Genomic DNA, 18,841 nt, shown 5'->3' on the forward strand with positions numbered 1-18,841 from the left:
TTATGATGGCCGGGTTCTAACGTGCCCCCAATGGGCGTTCTCGAACACAAGGGCCGAGCACGGGTCTTCTACAAGTATCTCTCGCAGGTCTACGACCGGATCAACCCCTTCATCTGGAACGAGGAGATGCGCGACGAGGCCATCGGCTGGCTGGAACTGGACGGCGACGAGCGCGTGCTCGACGTCGGCTGTGGCACCGGTTTCGCCACGGAGGGGCTGCTCCAGCACGTCGAGACCGTCTACGGGCTCGATCAGAGTCCCCACCAGCTGGAGAAAGCCTACGCGAAGTTCGGCCGCAGCGGTCCCGTCCGGTTCACCCGTGGCGATGCCGAACGCCTGCCCTATCAGGACGACACCTTCGACGTCGTCTGGTCGTCGGGGTCGATCGAGTACTGGCCCAACCCGGTCGACGCCCTCGAAGAGATCCGTCGGGTCGCCGCCCCCGGAGGAAAAGTCCTGATCGTCGGTCCCGATTACCCCTCCAACACCGTCTTCCAGAAGCTCGCCGACGCGATCATGCTGTTCTACGACGAGGACGAAGCCGACCGGATGTTCCGGGAAGCCGGCTTCGAGTCCTTCGAGCACCACATTCAGCAGGCCCGACCGGGGAGTCCACGGGCGATTACGACTGTTGCAACCGTGCCCGAACAGTAGGCTGGACAAGCATACGCCGAGCGGAGCGAGGCGTTTCACCGCGACGACTGCAAGGAGTCGCGGTCTTTTTCGTCCAGCTTTTTGCCGTGAGTGGTCGCCAGCGGCGACCCGAGCGGGAAAAAGGTGGTCTGGCAGGCCCGACCGGGGAGTCCACGGGCGATTACGACTGTTGCAACCGTGCCCGAACAGTAGGCTGGACAAGCATACGCCGAGCGGAGCGAGGCGTTTCACCGCGACGCGGTGAGGGCGATCGGGCGACTGTCTACGCCACCGCTTCCAGTCGCGCGATCGTCCCGCGATCGGTCGCGACCGTCACGGCGACGGTCTCGCCGGGATCGATCGTCGGCGCGTTGGTCGTGGCGAGTTCGAGCGCCGCAGTTTCGCCGGCCGTCCACGTCGTGTCCCCGCCGGAGTTGAACGGGCCGGTCGGGCCGCTGACGAACCCGCGTGCGGCGAAAAACGGCACCGGCGGCTGATAGGCGAGCGCCCGCCCGTCGACCTCGACCCGAACGGTCAACGCTTCCGTCGAGAGGGTATCGCCGCTCTCGTGCGTGACGGCGATCCGGTCGGCCCCGGCGTCGACATCGAGAGTGAGCCGCGCGCGTGGCGGCGACTCGGCGGGATCAGAGCCGAGGACGATCGCCCCGGTCAGTCCGGCCAGAGCGACGGTCACGACGACGAGAAGCACGGCACCAACGGCTGGCGTGAGCGCACGTGTCACGCGCCGGGGTGGGTCGGGATCGTATTTGAACGTGCGGTCGTCCAGTCACCCGGACAGGTCCTCGGGGTCCACTTCGACGGTGAACGTGGCACCATCGGCAGCCGTGACTCGAACCGTGGTCGGGCCACGGGTGTCGACTGTCCACAGGTGTCCGTCGGAACCAGTCGAGCCGACGGTCGTTCCGTCAATCATGATCGAGGCGGTCGCACTCTCTCCTGTCGTCCGCCGGACAAGTGAGACTTCAAGCGGGCCGGTATCGTGAGTCGTGTTGACTGTCAGAACATACTTTTCGGTCCGATTTGTGTACGTCTGAGCGACAGGGAGGTCAGAGAGATGTTTTATTTGATATTCTTTGAATACCTCACCAGTTGAAGCGTCAACGTATGTATGTAGCTCCCCCTGAGTGTGAGGGACCCGAGCGGAGAATACGTTCCCAGCCCAGAGGGTGTTGAATGTAGCTGCCTGATCTCTGTTTGACGTATTTAATGTCCACGGATAGTACCTCGTGATATGGTCAATCGCGTCGGTCATCTGGAGTTGCGGTTGGGTATCGACATCAACACCAGTACTGTCAAACGCACTTCGAATGTACCGGTCGTCGTCGATCATGGCGAAGACGGCGATCTCGTTACTCGTCTCAAGATATATCGAAGACGACGGGTCGAAACCGACGATCGCCGCGCGAAACTGATCACGTCTTATCGGCCCACTGATGGGGGAAGCTTCCGCGTCTAGACGGTCGATCCGTTCCGCTAGGTCCGGTTGGATTTCGTACTCGAAGGTCGAATCGCCCACGTCTTCGATATTTGTCGCGGCCGAATCAATTGCCCGCACAGCCGCGTCGCCCCGGGCCAGAACGGCGACATACTGTCGGGGCGTTATGTCTCCTCGATTGTACTTCTTGAGGGCCGCCACCTGACGCTCGTTTACTTGTTCCGAGCGTTTTTCAAGTCTCTGTATTGCAGTACGTACGGCGGCAGTCCGTTCCGAAGCCGTATGTGAATCTTCATACTCACTGTTGAACGATGCAGTAACCAACCGAGCACCGATACGGTTGTTATCAATTTGCGTGGCTGCTGTCACGTCGACACCGCTCTGTAATAGGACCGCGCGCTCTAGATTCTCGTCAGATACGTGCCCGTAGTTGCTCGTCCCGTTGGCTTCTGCAAGAGAAGACTCAAGCGACTGGGTGTGCTGATCGGCCGTTTGAGCGAATCCGACTGCTGCACCGCTTACAGTGAGTATCGAAATGACAAGCAACAGAGCTGGACAACCAGTGCCGGGAACGTCCATGCTGTTCTTATCTATACAAACGGGAACGCAAAAACCTATCTACCGAGCAAGCAAGCTGAGTGTCTCAGGATCGTTCGGTGACGAGTCGCTTGAATCGGAATCGTTCTCGGCCGTACACAAATATCGTTAATCCTATCGGAGGACGGTGATAGAAAGGGTTTTCAGCCAGCGGGAAGCATCCCACAGTAACAATGCCCGCGTGGTCCCGCGCTATCGTCGCCATCGCGCTGGCTGGCGTCCTCCTTGTTGCCGGCGTCGCGCCCCTGTATGCCCTCGCACCCGGCGGGCCATCTACTGGCGGGTCTCACTCGCCCGCCGATGCCCGGGTACAGGCTCTCCCGGAGTCGTCGTTCGACGTCGCGACCACGTATCGGATCGACATCCGGTCGGACGGCGACGCCCGGTGGACGATCAACCGGACGTTCGCACTCGAGAACGACTCGCATCGCGAGGGGTTCGAAGCGATCGCGGAGGAGTTCATCGATGGAGAATACTCCGGACAGACGGTCGACGCGTTCGAGGGAGCGAGTGGCCTCGCAGCCGAGGCGACTGGACGGGAGATGACCATTGTGGACGTGAGTCATAACGTGCGAACCAGCAATGACAGCGGTTCGCTCTTGCTGTCGTTTATCTGGACAAACTTCAGCTACGAGAACGGGGACCGTCTCCACGTCGATGACGTCTTTGAGACGGACCCGAGCTGGTTTCCCGGTCTCTCGGAACACGAGAGGTTGATCATCGCTCGACCGGCCGGCTATCAGTACTACAGCGCCAGCACGAACGTCGAAAACCAGCTACTCCGCTGGGAGGGGCCACACACGTTCGGATCAGAACGCCCGTATATCGTCTTCAGTCCGATTTCACCGTCCGGTCCAACGGGGCAGACGGGTCCGGGTGCATTCGTCCTCGGTGGCGTCGCGTTGCTCAGCGTACTCGTCATACTCGGATACGCGGCTCGCATCGGGAAACTCCCCGGACGGAGACCGACAGCCGAAGCCGGATCGAGTGCGTCGACGACCGCCGGGGACTCGCGAGCCGACGACGAGCCGGGTGGTGCAACCGACGAGCGAGCGACCGGTGTCGACGAATACGACGAGGGAGCCGATAGCGAAGGCGTGGGCGACAGTGAACACACGGCCGCGACAACCCCGGAGGAAGGAGCCGAGGAGGCCGAAGAAGACGAGGTCGACAAAGACCTGTTGAGCGACGAGGAGCGCGTCGAGCGGTTGCTCGACGAAAACGGCGGACGGATGAAACAGGCCCACATCGTCGAGGAGACAGGCTGGTCGAACGCCAAGGTCTCGCAGCTGCTCTCCGCGATGGCCGATGATGGCCGCATCGAGAAGCTCCGGATCGGCCGCGAGAACCTCATCTCGTTCCCCGACGAGGAACCCGACCAGCGGTAGTGACGCAGCCGGGTGCGTCCAGCGGGCGGACCCGTCGGAAACGTTTACCGGCTCGCAGCCGTCAGCCACGTCCGATGAAGATCCTTGTCACGATCACGGAAGCCAGGTCCGTCGATACGATCTTCGAGATCGACGGGCTCGAAATCGACGACCGATACCTCTCGAGCGACCTCAACGAGTGGGATGCCTACGCGCTCGAGGAGGCCGTCCAGCGCACCGAAGACGAGGACGGCGAGGTCGTCGCAGTTACAATCGGTCCCGAAGAGGTCGAGGGGACGATCAGACAGGCACTGGCGAAAGGTGCCGACCGGGCGATCCGGGTCTGGGACGAGCAGCTGGCGGCGCTCGATCTCCTCGACCCGCTGACGAAAGCCGCGGTGCTCGGGTCGGTCGTCGACGCCGAGCAGCCCGATCTCGTGTTCACCGGCGTCCAGTCCGGCGACGACGCGTTCGGCGCGACGCCCATCGCGCTCGCGTCGACGCTCGGATGGGCGTGGGGCACCGTCGTCAACGACCTCCGACTCGAGGCGTCGGTCGCACACGTCCATCGAGAACTGGAGGGAAACCTCGAAGAACTGACTGACGTCGAGCGACCGGCCGTGCTGTCGATCCAGACCGGGATCAACGAGCCGAGACACGCCAGTCTACGCGACATCACGGAGGCCCAGCAGGCCGACATCGCCGTCCGCGACCTCGCTGATCTGAGCCTCGATGGAGGCGCGCTCACGTCCTCGATCGACCAGATCACCCTCTACGAACCGGAGCGCGAAAGCGAGGCGACGATCTACGAGGGGAGTCCCGAGGAGACGGCGGCCGAACTCGCGACCGTCATCGAGGAGACGGGGGTGCTGCAATGACGGTACTGGTCGTCGCGGAGCATCGCCGCGGCGAACTGCGCGACCCGAGTTTCGAAGCGCTCACAGCGGGTCGAGAACTGGCCGACGCCACCGACGGCGAACTGCACGTTGGCGTCGTCGGCGGCGACGTCGAACGCTACGCCGAGCGACTGAACCGCGAGGGCGTCGACGCCGTCCACACGGTCGCTCGCGGCGAGGAGTTCAACCACGACGTCACCACGCAGGCGATTACCCAGCTCGTCGAGGCGGTCGAGCCGACGGTGCTGCTCGCACCGGACACAGTCAACGGCCTGGACTTCCTGCCGGCGGTCGCCGAACGTCTCGATCTTCCGCTCGTGACGGATGTGATCGATATCGAGTACGACGAGGGGCTGACGGTCACGCGAGAACTGTACGAGGGGAAAGTCGAGACGACGCTGTCGATCGACGCGCCCCGGGCCGCGATAACGGTACGTCCCGGATCGTGGCCGCAGGCAGCGGGAACCGGCGACGCCGAAATCAAGGCTTTCGACGCGACAGTCGACGAGTCGGCCGTCCGATCGACCGTCACCGGGTTTCAGGAGATCGGCGGCGAGGTCGACGTCGCCGAGGCCGACGTCCTGGTCGCTGTCGGTCGCGGCATAGAGTCCGAGGACAACCTCGATATCGTCCGCGAGCTGGCCGACGTGCTGGGCGCGACGCTGGCGGCCTCGCGGCCGGTCATCGACAACGGCTGGCTGCCCGCGGACCGACAGGTCGGTCAGAGCGGCAAGACCGTCTCGCCGGAACTGTATATCGCGGTGGGAATCTCCGGGACGGCCCAGCACGTCTCGGGCGTCCGCGCGGAGACGTTCGTCGCGATCAACGACGACCCGAACGCGCCGATCTTCGACGTCGCCGACTACGGCGTCGTCGACGACCTCTTTGAGGTCGTCCCGGCGCTGACAGAACGGCTCAAGCGATCGTAGCCGGGCTATCGGGACCGGCTCCCGTCGACAGACGGCCCGCCAGACACGCGCTCCAGCGACAGCACGAGCGCCGCGCCGGACAGCACGAGCCCGGCGGCGATCACGAACGCAGCGACATAGCCGACGGTCGCGACCCAGCCGCCGAGGAGGCCGCCGACGCCGCCCGCGACCGCCCCGAGAGCCGCGTGGACGCCGAGGATCTCGCCCCGGACCTCCGGGGGTGCGAGGTGCGTCACGATCGCCGTCCCGACGACGGCCATGACGCCCCAGGTGCCACCGATGATCGCAAGCCAGAGGCCGACGAAGCCGAACCGGAACGAGACGATCCCGATCCCGGCCGCCAGCGCGACGACTGGAAGCGAGACCGCCCGGACGGCGAGCGCGCCCGCCTGGAGCCGACGGAGATCGTATCGCGACGCGAGCCGGCCGGCAGGTTCGTACAGCACCGCCGAACCGAGACTCGCCAGCAAGTAGAGCCCGAAGACCGGACCCGATCCGATCCCGGCGTCCGTGAGCGCGAGCGGCAGCGGTGCCCAGAAGGCAGCCGAACCCGACAGGAACAGCGCGGCCGCCAGCAGATACGTGACCAGCGCGGGGCTGAACCGCTCGCGCAGTCGCTCCGGACGGAGCGCGCGCGTCGACCAGTAGAGTCGGTTCGGCGAGAAGGCGACAGTCGTGCCCCGGATACTGCCACGAGACGTGGCGAGGAGCCGGCCGATCCGCCGGAGCTGACGCGGGCTCGTGACGTGATCGTCCGGACGCGGAAGCGTCCACGCCGTCCCCGCGGCACTGACGGCTCCGCAGGCGGCGAACATCCAGAACAGCGTCCGCGTCGCCGTCTCGACGCCGACGGACCGGCCGACGGCCAGCGGCCAGACCGTCCCGACGAGTAGCCCGACGGCCCACCCGTACCCCTGGAACTTGTTGAGCCGGCCGATCCGTCCGGCCCAGGCCGACTCCGGAGTCGCGTCGACGACGACCATCGTCACCACGGGCGCGACGGCGGCGATGACCAGCCAGAGCGCGGCGTTGGCGACGACGACGGCTGTAACGGTCGAGACGAACGGAATCGCGGCGAGACACGCGGCCACGACCGCCAGCGTCCCGACGACGAGCGGTCGGCGAACGGAAACGCGATCGGCGAGCCTGCCGAAGACGACCGCACCGGGTGCGCCGGCGAGCGCGGCGGCCGACGCCAGCAGCCCGAGCTGGAACGCGGACGCCCCGAGCTGGACGGCATACAGCGGGACCAGAAGCGACGCGCCGCCGAACGCGACGGAACCGAGCCCCCACGGATACAGCCAGCGATCGGTCATCGATCGGTGACGGTTCGTCGGCCGTCGGTATAGTTCCCCCGACGGTGCCCGCCGGTCGGTCCCGTGTGCGACCGGTGATCGACGGTACCGTCCGCGACCGGCGAGCGGCGGGGTCGATCCGCGCTCGGACGCGAGGCTTTTGCCGACGGTACTCCAAGCGACGCCATGGACTTCGACTCGTTCGTGCTGGCGGCCTCGACGGCGGATCTCGCCGACGAACCCGACGCGAGAGAACACGCCGACTGCATCGAGTTCCGCATGGATCTGGCCGAATCGCCGCTGGAGGCACTCGAGAGCTACGACGGGGAACTCCCAGTCCTCGCGACCAACCGGGCCGACTGGGAGGGCGGCGAGGCGACCGACGACGGGCGGCGGCTCGACGAACTCGAGCGGGCGGCCGAACGCGACGCCGTCGGGGCGATCGACCTCGAACTCGAGACGATGCGCTCGGGCGACGGCGAGCGCGTGGCCGATCACGCCCGCGAGCACGGCGCGGACGTAGTGGTCTCGAGTCACGACTTCGAAGGGACGCCCGGCATGACCGAACTCCAGGAGACGCTCCGGGCGGCCTGCACGTACGGCGACGTCGGCAAGCTCGCCGTGACCGCACAGGCCCGTGCCGACGTGCTCGACCTGCTGGTCGCGACGCGGGCCGCGACCGCCGAGGGCGATCGCGTCGCGACGATGGCGATGGGCGAGCCGGGTCGCCACTCCCGCGCGGTCGCGCCGCTGTACGGCTCGCGGATCGGCTACGCGCCGGTCGATCCGGCCGAGGCGACCGCACCCGGGCAGTACGATCTGGCGACGCTCCGGGAGTTGATCGAGACGCTCGCCGGCGAAGGAGACAGTGTTAACACGCCCGAACGTTGAGTTACGATCGGACTGTGACACGCTCACGAAAGCGGCCATGGCTCGCGGCTGTGCTCTCGCTTCTGTACCCGGGGATCGGGCACCTGTACCTCCGGGAGTGGTTTCGGGCCCTGCTGTGGCTCGTGCTCGTCTTCGCGGCGTCGTACGTGTTCGTGCCGGCCGAAGCGACACCCGAGACGCTGAGCGTCTCGACGATCATAGAGGCGAGTCAGGCGGTCCCGACCTACGGGATGGTCGCGATGCTGGCGCTGACGCTGCTCAGTATGGGCGACGCGTACGTGCTGGCGCGACGACTGAACGCGAGCCAGTCGCGCGGACCGCAGGCGAGGCTCTCGATCGGGCGCGCGGGCGAGGACCGTACCGCGGGCTTCGACCTGCCGAAGGAATTGCAGACGGTCGGCGGGTCGGACGACGACCGTACGACGGCCCAGCAGGACGTCGAACAGACACCGGAACAGACGGCCGCACCCGGTCGCTGTCCGTCCTGCGGGCACGAGATCGACGACCCGGAACTGGACTTCTGTCCGTGGTGCGCCGAGCCGTTCGACGAGTGATTACTGTTCCGTGCTCGGCTCGCCGAATCTGGCCTGGACAGCCGTCTCGAAGGGGCCGGAGTACTGCATAAGTGTTGTCCCGATCACGGCCATGACCAGCACGTACCCCACCGCGAATGCGCTGATCCGCTCTCCGACCGGCCCCGGAATCGTTCCGGCTGCGACCCCCGAGACGGCGAGCGTCGCGATGATGAGCGAGAACTCGCCGCGAGTGGTCATCGCGAGCGCGGTCCGCGCGGAGCGGCGTGCGTCGAGATCGAACGCTCGGCCCCCGAGATAGCCGCTGAGGACCTTCGTGGGCGTCGTCGCCAAGACGGCGACCGCGATCAGTCCCGCGGCCCCGGCGACCGCGAGCGGGTCGGTCACCAGCCCGATCCAGAAGAAGAACACCGCCGCGAACAGGTCACGCAGCGGTTCGAGCAGCTCCTCGATCTGCTGGACGTGCCCGGTCGAAGCGAGCGCCATCCCGACGAAAAACGCCGCGACGGCCTCGCTAACGCCAAGCGCCAGTGCCATTCCGGCGACCAGCACGGCGAGCCCGACGGCACGGAGCACGATGAACTCGTGGGAGTCGGTCGCGAACAGCCGCTCGAAGGCCGGCGTCCCGAACTGGACGGCGACCACCAGCACGACGAGAAACGCGAGCGCGACCCCGACCGATCGTGCGGCCTGGGTCGGGTCGCCGCCGCCAAGCACGAGCGCGCCGGCCACGGCCAGATAGACGGCGATGAGCAGGTCCTCGTAGACGAGCGTCCCCAGGATCGGCTCGGCCTCGTCGTTGGCGATCCAGCCCAGGTCGATCAGCGACTTCGTGATGATCGCCGACGAGGAGATGTAGACGATCCCGGCGACGAGAAACGCCGGCAGGGCCGACCCGAAAAAGAGCCACCCCAGCGCGAGCCCCGCGGGGAAGTTGATCAGGAAATCGATCGTCCCGGCGGAGCCGATCTGTGTGCGCCGAGCCAGCAGCCGATCGAGGTTGAACTCCAGCCCGAGGAAAAACAGCAGGAAGACGATCCCCAGCTCCGCGCCGAGTTCGATAAATTCAGTCTCCGTGACGTAGATCTCGGCCGGCAACGCGACCCCCCAGAGTTCGGCCGGCAGGTCGAGGCGACCGACGACGAACTCGCTGGCGACCATGCCGATCACGATGTAAAAGGGGATGACCGACTGGCCGAGCCGGTCGGCCAGCCAGCCGACGGCCGCGATCGAGGCGAACATCAGCCCGACCTCGAGCAGACTAGCCACGCGAGATCACCCCCCTCTGGATAGCGACCTCGCTGGGGCATCGGGCGGAAGCCCGCTCGGGCTCATTCTTCACCGGCCAGCAACCGCTCGAAGGCATCACAGTCCTCGCTCGTACCAGTGACGACGAGCGTGTCGCCCTCCTGTATTTCGGTGTCCGGGCCGGGACTCTCGACGGTCGCGCCGCCGCGCTCGATTGCGACGATGCTCGCGCCCGTCTTCCGGCCGACGTGTGCGTCTCCGATCGTCGTCCCCGCCAGCGGCGAGCCGGGCTGGACCTCGTACCACTCCAGCAAGATTCCGCCGGGGAGGGTCGTCTCGCGCTTTTCGGCCTCGACCGGCTGGAAGTACGCCCCCTCGAGGATCGTCCCGACGGTCCGCGCGAGGTCGTCGGACAGTTCAAACAGTTTCTCCGAGTCGGTGTCCGAATCCGGACGCCTGAACACCTCACGCTTGCCGGTGTTGTGCGTGACGATCACGAGTTGCTCCCCGTTGAGTTCGACGACGTGTTTCTTGCCCACACCGGGGAGTTCGCTCTCTTCGACGGTCATGGCTAGAGGCGTGGGGAAGTCAGCATAAAAAGACCCGGTCAGAACAGGACCGTCACCACCAGTGCGACTGGCGTGACCGAGCTCACACGCAGTCGAGCAGACAAAGATATATCAGCAGTATACGCGAACATGCATACAATGGCTTCAGAAGCCGGCGAGAGGCATATCTCTACGCTCGTCGTCACGGCTGACCAGGAGTTCGCCACCGCATGTCGCACTCGGCTCCCCCCACATGCCGATATCGACGTCACGGTCGTCGAAACGGTCGGCAAAGCGATCGATGTCTTCGTCTCCCGTGACCGTCTCGACTGTATCATCAGCGACCACGATCTCCCGGACACCGACGGGATCGCGTTTCTCGAAATCGTCAGAGCCCAGGCACCGACACTCCCGTTCGTTCTCTTCACCAGCCACGGGAGCGAGCAGGTCGCCAGTCGGGCGATTTCGGCCGACGTCACGGAGTATCTGATCAAGGAATCACACGCCGATCAATGGGAACGTCTCGCCTCGCTGATCGAAGACGCCGTCACCTACTACCGGAACCACAGTGACCTCATCGATCCAGGAACTCGAGCTCAGACGCTTCTCGATGCGGTACACGACGGGATCGTCGTGCTCAGGGACGGGCACGTCGAATACATAAACAACCCGGGGACGGAGCTCATCGCAGCGAAGTCCCGGTCGTCGCTGATCGGGCGGGCCATCGGGGACGTACTCGATGTCGAGGAACGTCGTTCGCTATCCGATATCCTTGCTGCCATCCAGCGGCGCGACCGATCGTTCGATCGTTTCAAGGCCCGGCTACAGCGACAGAACGGTGCGGTATTGCCGGTCGAAATCACGATCACAGCGGCTGAATGGACCGGGTCAGCCGCGACGATCCTCGTCGTTCGCGACGTCAGTGAACACGAGGAGCGCGAACAGGACCTGTGGTTGAAGAACCGAGCGATGGACAACGCCCCTATCGGTATTACCATCGCTGACGCGGACAATCCGGACAGGTCGCTCATCTACGTCAACGATCAATTCGAACAGCTGACAGGCTATTCGAAGGACGAAGCGCTGGGAGCCAATTGTCGCTTCCTGCAAGGCGCGGACACCGATCCAGCGGCTGTCCGGGAAATGCGCGACGCGATCGACGCTCAAGAGTCGGTCCGCGTCCAGATACGCAACTACCGCGAAGACGGAACCGAGTTCTGGAACCAGGTGACGCTCGCGCCGGTTCGAAATGCCGACGGTGACGTAACCCACTACATCGGCTTTCAAGAGGATGTCACCGAACAGGTGGTTCGTGAACGACGACTGCGGCAGTACGAGTACGCGATCGAGAGCACGAGCGACCTGATCGCGGCTGTCGACGAGGACTACCAGTTCCTGTTCGCCAATCAGGCCTATCGTGACTTCTACGACCTCGATGCGGACGAGGTGACGGACAGGGCGCTACCAGACGTCGTCGGCACCGAGACGTGGGAGACGATCCAGCCGTACGTCGATCGGAGTTTCACCGGCGAGTCGATCCAGTTCGAGATGACACGCTCGCGACCCGATCAACCGACCCGGTCGTTCGACGTCAGATATCACCCGCTCAAGGGAGTTGACGACGAGACCGGCGGAACGATGGCAACGATGCGGGACATCACCGACCAGCGAGAGCGCGAACGCCAGCTCGCGTCGCTCGACAGGATGCTCCGGCACACTCTGCACAACGAACTGAACGTCATCACGGGACGCGCGGAGATGATCGCCGAACGAACGTCCGGCGAAGTCACGCAGTGGGCCGGAGTGATCGACCGAGTCGCAGACCGAATCCTCGAACAGGCGGACAAGGAACGCGACATCGTCGACTTCCTCTCACAGCCGTCGACACCGACGGAGATCGACGTCAGCGAGATGGTCGTCGACGTGGCCGATCGGATGGAGACACGCCATCCAGACGCCGACATCTCCGTCGACGTGGCCGACGATCTGCATCTTCTGACACTGCCGGAGCTCGAGCGGGCGCTCGAAGAGCTGGTCGAAAACGCCGTCGTTCACAACGACGGGACGCCGGTCACGGTTGCAGTGTCTGCCGACACCGACGAAACCACAGTGACGCTCACCGTCGAGGACAACGGCCCCGGCATCCCGGACGAGGAGCGGCGCGTGATCGTCGACAATGCGGACATCGAACCGCTGTTGCACAGCAGTGGAATGGGGCTGTGGCTCGTCAAGCGAATCATCACTCGCGCCGGTGGCACGCTCCAGTTCGATGCCGGCGACACCGGCGGGAGCCGCGTGACGCTCGTCGTCCCCCGGAGAGGGGCGAGCGGTCGCGCTCGACGAGAGTGAGGAGGCCGCTCACAGCGGGTGTCGACGGAGGCGCTTACTTCTCGATGATCGACTCCTCGACGGCCTCGCCGAAGTGTCGGGCCGTGTCCTCGTAGTAGAGCGCGATCTCGTCGCCGACCTCGAGATCGGTCACGGCTTTCCGGCCCTCGCGGGTGCGGACCTTGATCGTCTCGGCGTTCTGCAGCAGCGTCTCGACGCGGTCGGTCTCGCCGTCCTCGCGCTGGAGTTCGGCCTGGATCCGGAACATCGGCCGTTTCTCGATTTTCGCCCGGCCGACGATCGCCTCGCGGGTATGGCCCTCGCTGTCGACGACCTGCACCTCGTCGCCGCTCTGCAGTTCCGAGAGGTACTTCGTACCGCCGTCGGGCGTCCGGACGTAGGCGTGGACCGCGCCGGCGTTGACTCTAAAGGGTCGGGAGGCGACGTACGGCGACTCGGCGGTCTCGGCGTGGACGAAGAACAGGCCGCGGGACATCGAGCCGACGAGCATTCCCTCGTCGTGGTCCATCAGGTTCGCCGTGTCGATACAGACCCGGTCCGCGGAGCCGGTCTGCTCGACGGCCGTGACCTCGGCGTACTGCAGCGCCAGGGTCTCGCGGCCGGCCTCGTCGCGGACCTCGACAGTCCTGCGGATCTCGTCGGGATCGTCGGTGTCCAGCAGGACGCCGTCCGCGCCGATCTCGAGAGTCTCGTAGGCGGTTCGGGCGTCTTCGGCGGTCTGGACGCCCGCGATGAGGTGCGTCTCCTCGCCGACGCGGGCGATGAGGTTCTCGAGGGGAATGATCTGCCAGTCCTCGCCGACGACGATCGTGTAATCGGCCTCCGCGGCGACCGCCTCGGCGAAGGCCTCGTAGTTCTCGTCGAAGATGCGGACATATCCCCCGTCACCGCCGCCGTTCGCCCGGAGTGCCGACAGGTCGGCCGAGCCCGAGAAGTCCGCGGGCAGGTCGACGGTGCCGTCGCCCTCGCCGTCCTTGCCGACGATCGTCGCGTCGGGCGCGGGTTCCTCGCCCTCGGCTTCCATCACCTGGACATCGCCGTGAGCGAACGCCGCGACCTCGACCGCGCCGAGTTCGCGGACCCGCTCGACGTCGTGTTCGTCCACCAGCACCCAGTCGACGCCGGCCTCGAGTCCGGCGGTGATCCGTCGCTTGCGCGCCTCCCAGTCGCCGACCTCGCTGTCGGCCTTGAGCCAGACTGTCCGTGTCATGTTCCAACGCTTGTAGGCGGGGCGCTTGAGACTGGCGGTTGGGGCGCGTTTTCGCAGAGACAACGTCGCAGTCCAGAATTTTCGCCCGAGACAGTCACCAGTCTCAAGTCGACCGATCCCTACTTCGGAGTATGGCCGCCGATCCGTTCGAGGAGATCTCAGCACACGATTCGAAGTCGCTGTTCAAGCCGAAAGTCGTCGCGCTGGTCGTCACCGACAGCCCGGAGACGGGGCCGAACGTCATGACGGCCTCGTGGTGGATGCTGGCCGGCTACGACCCGTTGCGCTACCAGCTGGCCGTCAGCCACAAGACCCACACTCACGAGATCATCGAGGAACGCGGCGAGTTCGTGCTGGCGGCCCCTTCGACCGGGATGATCGACGCGCTGGCGGTCGCCGGACAGGTCAGCGGCCGCGACATCGACAAGATCGAGTATCTGGATCTCGATACCGTCCCCGGCAAGCACGTCGACGTCCCGCTTTTGGCCGACGCAGTCGGCAACATCGAGTGTTCGGTCATCGACTCGTTCACCTTCGAGAACTGCACCTACTACTTCGCGGACGTCGAGACGGCACACGTGACTCGCGGTGGCCTCGACGGGCGCGTGCTGTCGCTCGACGACGCGGACGTGCTGGCGTACATGGGCAGCGACTGGGACGAGGGCGACGAGGGGACGAAATCCCGCTACTACCTCGATCTGAGCGACGACGACGTGCGCCGGTACCCCGGCGACGCCGTTCACGAGGCGCTCCCCGATACGGAAAGCTCCGAGTGACCGTCTCGAAAGGCGCTACGGCCGGGCAATCGCCGGTAGATTTGTTCTGGCCGAATTATAATTATAGAATAGTAGTGAGTCACACGCGATGATCGTTTCGGGGCCGCCACTGTCAGTCGTCGTCGGCGTCCTCACGCGGACGGTCGTAGCGGGCAGTGGTATCGTCGGCACAGCAGCGCTGTTGCTTTTCGTTCCGGTGTATGCGCTGCGCCTGCTGACGGCGGTGTTGATCGTCGGTGCCGCCGTACTCGCGCTGATGATTCTTCAGTCGGTGCTGATCACGCTGTTCGCGCTCGCGGGCCTGCTCGCGCTCGCGTCGCTACCGGTGTCGGTCGAGCGGACTACATCGAAGGCGCTCGAACAGTGAGCGTTCAGCTATCCGCACCGGCGGCGAAGCGTCAAGCGGCTCTCGGCGACGACAGGACGACGGCGTGAAGCCGTTACGCGGACGCCTCGTAGCCGGCGTCGGCGACTGCCGCGACCAGTTCGGCGGTGTCGGCCGAGCCGTCGACCTCGGCGACGTCGGCTTCGTGGTCGGCCGACGCACCGGTCACGCCGTCGACGGCTTCCAGCGCCTCGACGACGGCCTGTTCGCAGTGTTCACAGCTCATCCCTTCGACGGTGAGTGTCAGGCTCATTGCGAGTGAACGTACGTGCTGGCGGTCTTTTGCGATTGCTCCTTCTAGACGAAAGCTGACGGTCCGACACAGTTTCGAGTCGAAAGTAGCGTCCGGCAGATACTCCCGTCCGAGGGACGTAGCAGTCGTATGCGCCAGCTGGACGAGACGGACCTGGAGATCCTGTCGCTGCTCGCGGCGGACGCCCGCCGGCCCTACAGCGAGATCGGCGAGGAGATCGGCCTGTCCGGGCCGGCGGTCTCCGATCGGGTCACGCGGCTGCAGGAAGCGGGGATCATCCGCAACTTCACGATCGACGTCGACCGCTCGGAACTGCGGGCCGGGGTGCCGGTGTTGATCCGACTCGAGACGACGGCGATCGACCGGCTCCGGGACCGACTGCGCGAGGCCGACCCGGTCGAGCACGTGTTCGTCACCGCCGAGGGCGAGGTCTGGTTTTACGCCCGCGCCGAGGCCCGGAACGTCCGCACGTGGGTCGAATCGCTGCTGGGTGAGGCCGAAGCCACATACACTGTCACGCTGGTCGAGGAAGCCGAGTGGACGCCGTCGATCGACGGCCTGGAGTTCGCGCTCACCTGTGCGGAGTGTGGCAACACGGTCGACGCCGAGGGTGAGACGGCCCGGATCGACGAGGAGGTCTATCACTTCTGCTGTCCGTCCTGTCTCGATCGCTTCCGAAGCCGGTATCAGCGGCTCGAAGAGAGCGCGTAGGGCCACATCGCCGCTCACTTTAGAATCGAAAGCATGGGCGGGCAGCGAGCCCCGGTCTCGAAGCAACAAACCGCCTAAGCGAGGGGACCGTAGGAACAGGTAACGATGAGTACGCGAACGACACAGCTCGACATCACGGGGATGTCCTGTGCCAACTGTTCGGGGACGGTACAGGACGCCCTGGAGTCGCTTTCGGGCGTCGAGTCGGCGACGGTCAACTACGCGACCGACGAGGGATCGGTCACGTACGACCCCGATCGGGTTTCGCTCGCCGAGATCTACGACGCGATCGAGGAGGCCGGCTATGGCGTGGTCTCGGAGACAGTGACAGTCGGGATCTCGGATATGTCCTGCGCCAACTGCGCGCAGGCCAACGCGACCGCCCTTGAGGCGACGCCGGGCGTCCTCAGCGCGGAGGTCAACTACGCGACCGACGAGGCGCAGGTGACCTACAACCCGGCCGAGGCGAGCCGGGAGGACTTCTACGACGCGATCGAGGAGGCCGGCTACGAGCCCGTTCGCGAGCAGACCGGCGAGGACGACTCGACGGACGCTCGCGACGCCGCCCGCGACGCCGAGATCCGCCGCCAGCGCAACCTCACGCTGTTCGGGGCGGCGCTGACGACGCCGTTCCTGCTGTTCATGCTCGATCGCTTCCTGCTCGGCGGGAGCGTCTTCCCCGAGGCGATTCTGGGCGTCGAGATCGGGTGGGTCGAGTTCCTGCTGGCGACGCCCGTGCAGGTCGTGCTCGGTCGGCAGTTCTACAGGAACTCCTACAAGGCGATCGTGACCAACGGCCAGGCCAACATGGACGTGCTGATCGCGCTGGGTTCCTCGACGGCCTATCTCTACTCCATCGCGTCGCTGACGGGCCTGATCGCGGGCGGGCTCTACTTCGACACGGCGGCGTTCATCCTGGTGTTCATCACGCTGGGCAACTACCTCGAGGCTCGCTCGAAGGGGCAGGCCAGCGACGCGCTCCGGAAGTTGCTGGAGATGGAAGCCGAGACGGCGACGATCATCGCCGGCGACGGGACCGAACGGGAAGTCCCCCTGGAGGACGTCGCAGTCGGCGACCTGATGAAGGTCCGGCCGGGCGAGCGGATCCCGACCGACGGCACCGTCGTGGACGGACAGAGCGCGGTCGACGAGTCGATGGTCACCGGCGAGAGCGTCCCCGTCGAGAAGAGCGAGGGCGACGAGGTCGTCGGCTCGACGATCAACGAGAACGGCGTCCTCACCGTCAAGGCCACCAAGGTCGGGGCCGACACGGCGCTCCAGCAGATCGTCCAGACGGTCAAGGAGGCCCAGTCGCGCCAGCCCGAGATCCAGAACCTGGCCGACCGCATCTCGGCGTACTTCGTGCCCGCGGTGATCGCGAACGCCCTGCTGTGGGGGACGGTCTGGTTCCTGTTCCCCGGGGCGCTGGCGGGCTTCGTCGACTCGCTGCCGCTGTGGGGGCTGGTCGCCGGCGGGCCGGGCGTCGCCGGCGGCGGCGTCTCGATCTTCGAGTTCGCCGTCATCGTGTTCGCATCGTCCGTGCTGATCGCCTGTCCCTGCGCGCTGGGGCTTGCAACGCCCGCGGCGACAATGGTCGGGACCGCGATCGGCGCGCGAAACGGCGTCCTGTTCAAGGGCGGTGACGTCCTCGAGCGCGCCAAGGACGTCGACACGGTTGTCTTCGACAAGACCGGAACGCTCACCGAGGGCGAGATGGAGTTGACCGACGTGATCGCGCTCGATTCGGTCGGCGACGCTGTCGCTGACGGCGGCGAACCGCCGGTCGCGGACGGCGAGGGCGAACCGGCGGCCGACGGCGGGGCGCTCGCGACCCGCGAACGGATCGGCGAGACGGAACTGCTCCGGCTGGCGGCGACCGCCGAGCGCGGGAGCGAACACCCCCTCGCACAGGCGATCGTCGAGGGCGCACGCGAGCGCGGTATCGAGATCGGCGACGCCGAGGCGTTCGAGAACGTCCCCGGGCAGGGGATCCGGGCGACCGTCGACGGTCGCGAAGTGCTGGTCGGCAACCGGAAGCTGCTTCGCGAGCACGGGATCGATCCCTCGCCGGCGGCCGACACGATGGAGCGACTCGAAAGCGAGGGCAAGACGGCGATGCTAGTCGCCTACGAAGGTGACCTCGCTGGCGTCGTCGCCGACGCCGACACGGTCAAACCGAGCGCGAAAGAGGCCGTGAGCGCCCTTCGAAAGCGGGGCATCGACGTGATGATGATCACCGGCGACAACGAGCGGACCGCCCGGGCGGTCGCCGAGCGGGTCGGGATCGACCCCGACAACGTCCGGGCGGAGGTCCTGCCCGAGGACAAGTCCGACGCCGTCGAGGCGATCCAGGACGAGGGACGACAGGCGATGATGGTCGGCGACGGCGTCAACGACGCGCCGGCGCTGGCGGTCGCCTACGTCGGGACGGCCATCGGTTCGGGCACGGATGTCGCCATCGAGGCGGCGGACGTGACGCTGATGCGAGACGACCCGATGGACGTGCTCAAGGCCATCCGGGTCTCGGACGCCACGCTCCAGAAGATCAAGCAGAACCTGCTGTGGGCGCTGGGGTACAACACGCTGATGATCCCGCTGGCGTCGCTGGGGCTGCTCCAGCCGGTGCTGGCGGCCGCGGCGATGGCCTTCTCCAGCGTCTCGGTGCTGACCAACAGCCTGCTGTTCCGGGCGTACACCCCCGACCGGGACTACAGGCTACTGGGTCGGCTGCGGCGGTAGGACTGAGCCGGCCGTCGATCTCTCG

18 protein-coding genes are annotated in these 18,841 nt (G+C 65.8%); 11 read left to right on the forward strand and 7 right to left on the reverse strand.

The window, feature by feature from the left end:
* Positions 1 to 30 precede the first annotated feature (30 nt).
* A complete protein-coding gene (locus HSR122_RS12505) occupies positions 31 to 654 on the forward strand; it encodes a methyltransferase domain-containing protein (protein WP_229110135.1) in 624 nt (207 codons plus the stop codon).
* A gap of 262 nt (positions 655 to 916) precedes the next feature.
* Here HSR122_RS12505 and HSR122_RS12510 read toward each other — a convergent pair whose 3' ends face one another.
* A complete protein-coding gene (locus tag HSR122_RS12510) occupies positions 917 to 1,375 on the reverse strand; it encodes a type IV pilin N-terminal domain-containing protein (RefSeq protein WP_229110136.1) in 459 nt (152 codons plus the stop codon).
* A 45-nt stretch (positions 1,376 to 1,420) separates the two neighbouring features.
* A complete protein-coding gene (locus tag HSR122_RS12515; RefSeq protein WP_229110137.1) occupies positions 1,421 to 2,668 on the reverse strand; it encodes a DUF7094 domain-containing protein in 1,248 nt (415 codons plus the stop codon).
* A 191-nt stretch (positions 2,669 to 2,859) separates the two neighbouring features.
* On the opposite strand from HSR122_RS12515, the gene HSR122_RS12520 reads away from it, so the two are divergent.
* The 3 genes from HSR122_RS12520 to HSR122_RS12530 all read left to right on the forward strand — a co-directional run bounded on the left by HSR122_RS12520 (position 2,860) and on the right by HSR122_RS12530 (position 5,878).
* Positions 2,860 to 4,074, forward strand: coding sequence for a helix-turn-helix transcriptional regulator (locus HSR122_RS12520; RefSeq protein WP_229110138.1), 1,215 nt, complete (start codon positions 2,860 to 2,862; stop codon positions 4,072 to 4,074).
* 74 nt (positions 4,075 to 4,148) lie between these two features.
* Positions 4,149 to 4,931: an electron transfer flavoprotein subunit beta/FixA family protein gene (locus HSR122_RS12525; protein WP_229110139.1), complete on the forward strand. Its 783-nt coding sequence runs from the start codon at positions 4,149 to 4,151 to the stop codon at positions 4,929 to 4,931.
* A complete protein-coding gene (locus HSR122_RS12530; protein ID WP_229110140.1) occupies positions 4,928 to 5,878 on the forward strand; it encodes an electron transfer flavoprotein subunit alpha/FixB family protein in 951 nt (316 codons plus the stop codon). Before HSR122_RS12525 ends, HSR122_RS12530 begins: the two co-directional genes overlap by 4 nt.
* Positions 5,879 to 5,883: 5 nt before the next feature.
* Here HSR122_RS12530 and HSR122_RS12535 read toward each other — a convergent pair whose 3' ends face one another.
* Positions 5,884 to 7,194, reverse strand: a complete 1,311-nt coding sequence (locus HSR122_RS12535) for an MFS transporter (protein ID WP_229110141.1) — start codon at positions 7,192 to 7,194, stop codon at positions 5,884 to 5,886.
* Between the two features lie 165 nt (positions 7,195 to 7,359).
* Between HSR122_RS12535 and HSR122_RS12540 the strand changes: the two genes are divergently transcribed.
* Both HSR122_RS12540 and HSR122_RS12545 read left to right on the forward strand, forming a co-directional pair.
* Positions 7,360 to 8,064, forward strand: coding sequence for a type I 3-dehydroquinate dehydratase (locus HSR122_RS12540; RefSeq protein WP_229110142.1), 705 nt, complete (start codon positions 7,360 to 7,362; stop codon positions 8,062 to 8,064).
* A gap of 14 nt (positions 8,065 to 8,078) precedes the next feature.
* Positions 8,079 to 8,618 (forward strand): DUF7575 domain-containing protein, encoded by a 540-nt coding sequence (locus tag HSR122_RS12545; protein WP_229110143.1) that lies wholly within the window; start codon positions 8,079 to 8,081, stop codon positions 8,616 to 8,618.
* Here the strand turns inward: HSR122_RS12545 and HSR122_RS12550 are convergent, their stop codons facing one another.
* Positions 8,619 to 9,839, reverse strand: coding sequence for a cation:proton antiporter (locus tag HSR122_RS12550; RefSeq protein WP_394355572.1), 1,221 nt, complete (start codon positions 9,837 to 9,839; stop codon positions 8,619 to 8,621).
* A gap of 89 nt (positions 9,840 to 9,928) precedes the next feature.
* Positions 9,929 to 10,414 (reverse strand): cation:proton antiporter regulatory subunit, encoded by a 486-nt coding sequence (locus tag HSR122_RS12555; protein ID WP_229110145.1) that lies wholly within the window; start codon positions 10,412 to 10,414, stop codon positions 9,929 to 9,931.
* Positions 10,415 to 10,552: 138 nt separating this feature from the next.
* Here HSR122_RS12555 and HSR122_RS12560 point away from each other — a divergent pair, with 138 nt between their 5' ends.
* Positions 10,553 to 12,742 carry a PAS domain-containing protein gene (locus tag HSR122_RS12560; protein WP_229110146.1) on the forward strand — a complete coding sequence of 730 codons (2,190 nt, stop codon included), beginning with the start codon at positions 10,553 to 10,555 and terminating at the stop codon, positions 12,740 to 12,742.
* 34 nt (positions 12,743 to 12,776) lie between these two features.
* Here HSR122_RS12560 and HSR122_RS12565 read toward each other — a convergent pair whose 3' ends face one another.
* Positions 12,777 to 13,952 carry a 3-dehydroquinate synthase II gene (locus tag HSR122_RS12565; protein ID WP_229110147.1) on the reverse strand — a complete coding sequence of 392 codons (1,176 nt, stop codon included), beginning with the start codon at positions 13,950 to 13,952 and terminating at the stop codon, positions 12,777 to 12,779.
* A gap of 131 nt (positions 13,953 to 14,083) precedes the next feature.
* On the opposite strand from HSR122_RS12565, the gene HSR122_RS12570 reads away from it, so the two are divergent.
* Both HSR122_RS12570 and HSR122_RS12575 read left to right on the forward strand, forming a co-directional pair.
* Positions 14,084 to 14,728, forward strand: a complete 645-nt coding sequence (locus tag HSR122_RS12570) for a flavin reductase family protein (RefSeq protein ID WP_229110148.1) — start codon at positions 14,084 to 14,086, stop codon at positions 14,726 to 14,728.
* Positions 14,729 to 14,816: 88 nt separating this feature from the next.
* Positions 14,817 to 15,095 (forward strand): hypothetical protein, encoded by a 279-nt coding sequence (locus tag HSR122_RS12575; RefSeq protein ID WP_229110149.1) that lies wholly within the window; start codon positions 14,817 to 14,819, stop codon positions 15,093 to 15,095.
* A gap of 73 nt (positions 15,096 to 15,168) precedes the next feature.
* Here the strand turns inward: HSR122_RS12575 and HSR122_RS12580 are convergent, their stop codons facing one another.
* Positions 15,169 to 15,366, reverse strand: coding sequence for a heavy-metal-associated domain-containing protein (locus HSR122_RS12580; RefSeq protein WP_229110150.1), 198 nt, complete (start codon positions 15,364 to 15,366; stop codon positions 15,169 to 15,171).
* Positions 15,367 to 15,495: 129 nt separating this feature from the next.
* Here HSR122_RS12580 and HSR122_RS12585 point away from each other — a divergent pair, with 129 nt between their 5' ends.
* Together HSR122_RS12585 and HSR122_RS12590 are read left to right on the forward strand one after the other, a co-directional pair.
* Positions 15,496 to 16,077, forward strand: coding sequence for an AsnC family transcriptional regulator (locus tag HSR122_RS12585; protein WP_229110151.1), 582 nt, complete (start codon positions 15,496 to 15,498; stop codon positions 16,075 to 16,077).
* A gap of 105 nt (positions 16,078 to 16,182) precedes the next feature.
* Complete coding sequence (locus tag HSR122_RS12590; RefSeq protein WP_229110152.1) at positions 16,183 to 18,816, forward strand: heavy metal translocating P-type ATPase; 2,634 nt, start codon at positions 16,183 to 16,185, stop codon at positions 18,814 to 18,816.
* The last annotated feature ends 25 nt before the right edge of the window (positions 18,817 to 18,841 follow it).

The organism is Halapricum desulfuricans, assembly GCF_017094525.1.
In the GTDB taxonomy this organism is placed as follows: domain Archaea; phylum Halobacteriota; class Halobacteria; order Halobacteriales; family Haloarculaceae; genus Halapricum; species Halapricum desulfuricans.

What these genes read in the sequence shown, in the direction of transcription:
- HSR122_RS12505 (WP_229110135.1), top strand. Translation starts at nt 31, where the DNA reads ATGGGCGTTCTCGAACACAAGGGCCGAGCACGGGTCTTCTACAAGTAT.
- HSR122_RS12515 (WP_229110137.1), bottom strand. Translation starts at nt 2,668, where the DNA reads ATGGACGTTCCCGGCACTGGTTGTCCAGCTCTGTTGCTTGTCATTTCG.
- HSR122_RS12520 (WP_229110138.1), top strand. Translation starts at nt 2,860, where the DNA reads ATGCCCGCGTGGTCCCGCGCTATCGTCGCCATCGCGCTGGCTGGCGTC.
- HSR122_RS12525 (WP_229110139.1), top strand. Translation starts at nt 4,149, where the DNA reads ATGAAGATCCTTGTCACGATCACGGAAGCCAGGTCCGTCGATACGATC.
- HSR122_RS12530 (WP_229110140.1), top strand. Translation starts at nt 4,928, where the DNA reads ATGACGGTACTGGTCGTCGCGGAGCATCGCCGCGGCGAACTGCGCGAC.
- HSR122_RS12535 (WP_229110141.1), bottom strand. Translation starts at nt 7,194, where the DNA reads ATGACCGATCGCTGGCTGTATCCGTGGGGGCTCGGTTCCGTCGCGTTC.
- HSR122_RS12540 (WP_229110142.1), top strand. Translation starts at nt 7,360, where the DNA reads ATGGACTTCGACTCGTTCGTGCTGGCGGCCTCGACGGCGGATCTCGCC.
- HSR122_RS12550 (WP_394355572.1), bottom strand. Translation starts at nt 9,839, where the DNA reads ATGTTCGCCTCGATCGCGGCCGTCGGCTGGCTGGCCGACCGGCTCGGC.
- HSR122_RS12555 (WP_229110145.1), bottom strand. Translation starts at nt 10,414, where the DNA reads ATGACCGTCGAAGAGAGCGAACTCCCCGGTGTGGGCAAGAAACACGTC.
- HSR122_RS12560 (WP_229110146.1), top strand. Translation starts at nt 10,553, where the DNA reads ATGGCTTCAGAAGCCGGCGAGAGGCATATCTCTACGCTCGTCGTCACG.
- HSR122_RS12565 (WP_229110147.1), bottom strand. Translation starts at nt 13,952, where the DNA reads ATGACACGGACAGTCTGGCTCAAGGCCGACAGCGAGGTCGGCGACTGG.
- HSR122_RS12570 (WP_229110148.1), top strand. Translation starts at nt 14,084, where the DNA reads ATGGCCGCCGATCCGTTCGAGGAGATCTCAGCACACGATTCGAAGTCG.
- HSR122_RS12575 (WP_229110149.1), top strand. Translation starts at nt 14,817, where the DNA reads ATGATCGTTTCGGGGCCGCCACTGTCAGTCGTCGTCGGCGTCCTCACG.
- HSR122_RS12580 (WP_229110150.1), bottom strand. Translation starts at nt 15,366, where the DNA reads ATGAGCCTGACACTCACCGTCGAAGGGATGAGCTGTGAACACTGCGAA.
- HSR122_RS12585 (WP_229110151.1), top strand. Translation starts at nt 15,496, where the DNA reads ATGCGCCAGCTGGACGAGACGGACCTGGAGATCCTGTCGCTGCTCGCG.
- HSR122_RS12590 (WP_229110152.1), top strand. Translation starts at nt 16,183, where the DNA reads ATGAGTACGCGAACGACACAGCTCGACATCACGGGGATGTCCTGTGCC.